At 71.8% G+C, this 3,548-nt stretch carries 6 protein-coding genes; 1 reads left to right on the top strand and 5 read right to left on the bottom strand.

The features are described from left to right. The 5 genes from B2Y21_RS01445 to B2Y21_RS01425 all read right to left on the bottom strand — a co-directional run. Positions 1–650 (bottom strand): DUF6597 domain-containing transcriptional factor (locus B2Y21_RS01445; protein ID WP_292056244.1); only part of this gene is annotated, 650 nt, incomplete at its 3' end. A 6-nt stretch (positions 651–656) separates the two neighbouring features. Beyond that, the gene (locus B2Y21_RS01440; RefSeq protein WP_292056240.1) at positions 657–1,100 is read right to left on the bottom strand and encodes a DUF1178 family protein; all 444 of its coding nucleotides are present in this window, start codon (positions 1,098–1,100) and stop codon (positions 657–659) included. Then, a complete protein-coding gene (locus B2Y21_RS01435; RefSeq protein WP_292056237.1) occupies positions 1,097–1,936 on the bottom strand; it encodes a carbon-nitrogen hydrolase family protein in 840 nt (279 codons plus the stop codon). The genes B2Y21_RS01440 and B2Y21_RS01435 overlap by 4 nt, the downstream gene beginning before the upstream one ends. After that, entirely contained in the window at positions 1,936–2,193 is a 258-nt protein-coding gene (grxC, locus tag B2Y21_RS01430) for a glutaredoxin 3 (protein ID WP_003164178.1), read from the bottom strand. The genes B2Y21_RS01435 and grxC overlap by 1 nt, the downstream gene beginning before the upstream one ends. A gap of 35 nt (positions 2,194–2,228) precedes the next feature. Beyond that, positions 2,229–3,035, bottom strand: a complete 807-nt coding sequence (locus B2Y21_RS01425) for a ComF family protein (RefSeq protein WP_292056227.1) — start codon at positions 3,033–3,035, stop codon at positions 2,229–2,231. Between B2Y21_RS01425 and B2Y21_RS01420 the strand changes: the two genes are divergently transcribed. Then, the coding region (locus B2Y21_RS01420; protein WP_292056225.1) for a methyltransferase domain-containing protein at positions 3,034–3,548 on the top strand (515 nt) is incomplete at its 3' end. The genes B2Y21_RS01425 and B2Y21_RS01420 overlap by 2 nt on opposite strands.

The following is a 3,548-nucleotide window of genomic DNA, read 5'->3' as shown; positions in this document are numbered from 1 at the left end:
GCGGCGTCGGCGTCCTGGCCCATCGCGTGATCGAAGATGCGGCGGAAGCGGAAGACCGAGCGCAGGGTGCGCGGCGCCACGCCGACGCGATCGCGGAACCGGCGCTGCAGGGCGCGGCGTTCGGCCGAGTTCAAAAGCGGCCCCTCAAGATCGTTCTCAGCGGCGGCGACCTGGGCGCGGACGGCGAGGTCGATGCGCCAGTCGCCCGCCCGGCGCTGATCCTCCAGCCAGGCGCCGAGGGCGGCGGCCTGCCCCGCCGGATCGCCGGACGGCGCCGTGAAGCCGTCCAGCCGCGCCACAAGGTCCAGCCGCCGGTCCGTCGCCTCGATCAGCGGGCGGCCGAGGAACGCCCGCGCCCCGTCGGGCTCGAACTTGGCGGCGACGATCTCGACCGGGCCGACCGGACGGATGGCCATGGGCCGGGTCATCTGACCGGCGAAGATCACCGACGGCTGCAGGCGGAAGACGCCGTCGGCGTCCTGTTCCTCATAGGGGGCCGCCAGATCGACCACCAGTTCGGGACAGCCGTCCGGGGCGATGCGCTGCACGCCGCCGCTGGGGCGGGGCGCGGCGTAGGTCCACAGCAGGCGCACGAAGGGGCGCAAGGCGTCGGGCGGGGCGAATTCCTCGTACCGTTCCCCCTGCCCCATCTGCGGTCAGTTCGCCTTCTTGGGATCGGGCGGCAGGCTGGGCAGGGGGGCGCAAGGCACGCCGTCGTCCTTCAGCTTCCTGACCTCGGCGGGGGTGGCCTCGCCGTAGATCTCGCGCTTTTCGCTGCGACCTTCGTGGATGTCGCGGGCCTCGCGGGCGAAGGCGTCGCCGACATAGTCGAAATTCTGCTCGACGTGGTCGCGCACCTGGCGCGCGGCCTGCATCATCATCGACTGCATCTGCTGCAAAGCTTCAGGTTTCAGGGCGTCAGGCGAGGTCTTCTTCGTACCGGAGACGGCCGGGGCCATGACCTGCTTCCTCACCGCCGTCGAGCTGCAGAAGGGGCATTCGACAAGGCCACGCGCCGCCTGGTCGTCATAGTCGGACGAGGAGCCGAACCAGGCCTCGAAGCCGTGGTCGCGGTCGCAGGACAGGGCGTAGCGGATCATAGGGGCAGGTCGAAATCGCGGTCGTGGCGCAGGGCGGGGACGCTGGCGCGCGCCTGCTCCACGGCGGAAAGGTCCAGCCGGGCGTGCAGGACGCCCGGTTCGTCGTGGTCGAGCCGGGCGATCACCTCGCCCCACGGGCCGACGACCAGGGAGCGGCCCCAGGTCCGGCGGCCGTCTTCATGCGTGCCGCCCTGGGCGGGGGCCAGGACGAAGGCGCCCGTCTCGATGGCGCGGGCGCGCAACAAGGTCTCCCAGTGCGCCTCGCCGGTCGGGCGGGTGAAGGCGGCGGGGACGGAGATCAGCGTCGCGCCCGCCTGGGCCAAGGCGCGGTGCAGATGAGGGAAGCGCAGGTCGTAGCAGATGGTCAGGCCCAGGCCGCCCCAGGGCGCAGCGGCGACCACCGCCGCCTCGCCAGGCCTGACCGAGGCGCTTTCGCGATAGGTCTCGCCATTCGGCAGGTCGACGTCGAAGACGTGCAGCTTGTCATAGCGGGCCGTGATCGCCCCGCTGGGGTCGATCAGCAGGGACCGATTGGCGGCGCGCGGGTCATCCGCCACGCCCGAGCGCACGATGGCCGAGCCGACCAACAGCCAGACGCCCAGTTCGGCGGCCAGGGCCTTGAGCCCGGCGACGGCCGGGTCAGCGCCTTCGTCCGACAGGGCGGCGTCGCGGAAAGCGCGGCGTTGCTCGAGGAAGTTGCTCCCCTCGGGCGTCAGGATCAGCTGCGCGCCCCCGGCCGCCGCCTGACGGATCAGAGGCTCGACATGCGCCAGCCCTGCGGCCGCCGTCGCCGGCGTCCGCGTCTGGATCAGCGCGATGTCGAGCGTGTCCGTCATCAAGCCGCCAGCAGGGCGTCCAGCTCGCCCTTGCGGTCCAGAGCGTGGATGTCGTCCGAGCCGCCGACGTGCTTTCCGTCGATGAAGATCTGCGGGAAGGTGGCGGCGCCGCCCGAGCGTTCGACCATCTCGGCCTTCTTGGCCGGGTCGTTGGAGGCGACGATCTCCGTATAGGCCGCGCCCTTGCGGTCCAGCAGGGCCATGGCGCGGATGCAGTAGGGGCAGCCGGGTTTGGTGTAGAGGACGACTTCGGCCAAGGGGGACTCCTGAAGGCGGATGGGAAGGTTCTCCCTCACTTAAGCGGTTCGCGCGCGTTTTTCACCCTCGCGATGACGGCCAGGTCCACGGCGCGGGCTCCGGCCTCCATCAGCACTCGCGCACAGGCCTCGGCCGTGGCCCCCGTGGTCAGCACGTCGTCGATCAACAACAGACGCCGCCCCTTGATGCGTCGCCGCCCCGCTTCGGTCACGGCGAAGGCCGTCTTGACGTTCAGCCGCCGTCCGCGTGCCGACTTGCCGCCCTGGCTGGCGGTCGGCAGGGGACGGATCAGGGCGTCGGGCAGATAGTCGAGCCGCGCCGCGCGGGCCAGCGGCCGGGCGATCTCGGCCGCCTGATTGAACCGCCGCGACAGCAGGCGGGCGCGGTGCAGGGGCACGGGAACCACGGCGTCGGCCGTCTCGATCAGGGGCGCAGCCGAACGGCTGATCCAGCGCGCGAACAGGGAGGCGAACTGCTGCTGGTCGCCATGTTTGAACTTGAGGATGATCCCGCGCGACGCCTCGTCGTAGACGCAGGCCGCCCGCGCCCGGCTAAAGGCGTAGGGGCTGGCGACGCAGGCCGCGCACCGATCCGCCGCGAAATCGCCGCCGTCATACTCGAACGCCGCGCCGCAGCCGTCGCAGACCGGCGCCTCCAGAAAGGCCACCCGGCTCCAGGCGTCGGGCGACAGGCCCGCCGTGGCCGACGCCTCGCGGCTGTCGTGAGCCACAGGCGGCAACAGAATATCCAGCAGGCCCCGGCCCGCATCGCGCGCGCCGGATGCTAAAGGCGCCGTGACGCCTTTCAATCGACCCCGCCAGCCCCCATCCTGAACCGACATGAGCGCCCCCTCTCCCACCTCCGGTCCTCCGATCATCTTCGACGCCGCGCGCCGCGCTGCGCGCCTTAACCGCGCCGAGCGACGTTTCCCTGATGCCGACTTCCTGCACCTGCGCGCCGCCGACAATGCGGTGAACAGCCTGGAGGTGATCCTGCGCGAGTTTCAGACGCCCGTCGACCTGTCGCCGCATCCCGGCGTCTTCGCCCGCGCCCTGGCCGACAGCCCGGCGCGCGAAAGGGTGGCGCAGGTGCGCGCCGTCGGCTCGACGGCCGAGCGCGCCGCGCCGGGCGCGGGGCCGCTGGGGCTGGAGGACGGATCGGCCGATCTGATCGTCAACCTGCTGGGCCTGCACTGGGCCAATGACCTGCCCGGCGCTCTGAGCCAGATCCGCCGCGCGCTGAAGCCCGACGGCCTGTTCGTCGCCAGCCTGTTCGGCGCCGCGACGCTGAAGGAGCTGCGCGGCGTGCTGACCGAAGCGGAGCTGGAAGTGAACGGCGGCGCCCAGGCGCGGGG

The organism is Brevundimonas sp. UBA5936, from assembly GCA_002430835.1.
Lineage (GTDB): Bacteria > Pseudomonadota > Alphaproteobacteria > Caulobacterales > Caulobacteraceae > Brevundimonas.
The sequence above is the reverse complement of the archived record's forward strand: the minus strand, read 5'-3'. Positions and strand labels throughout refer to the sequence as shown.

Coding starts and splice junctions, on each gene's coding strand:
- B2Y21_RS01440 (WP_292056240.1), bottom strand. CDS start 1,100: ATGATCCGCTACGCCCTGTCCTGCGACCGCGACCACGGCTTCGAGGCC.
- B2Y21_RS01435 (WP_292056237.1), bottom strand. CDS start 1,936: ATGACGGACACGCTCGACATCGCGCTGATCCAGACGCGGACGCCGGCG.
- B2Y21_RS01425 (WP_292056227.1), bottom strand. CDS start 3,035: ATGTCGGTTCAGGATGGGGGCTGGCGGGGTCGATTGAAAGGCGTCACG.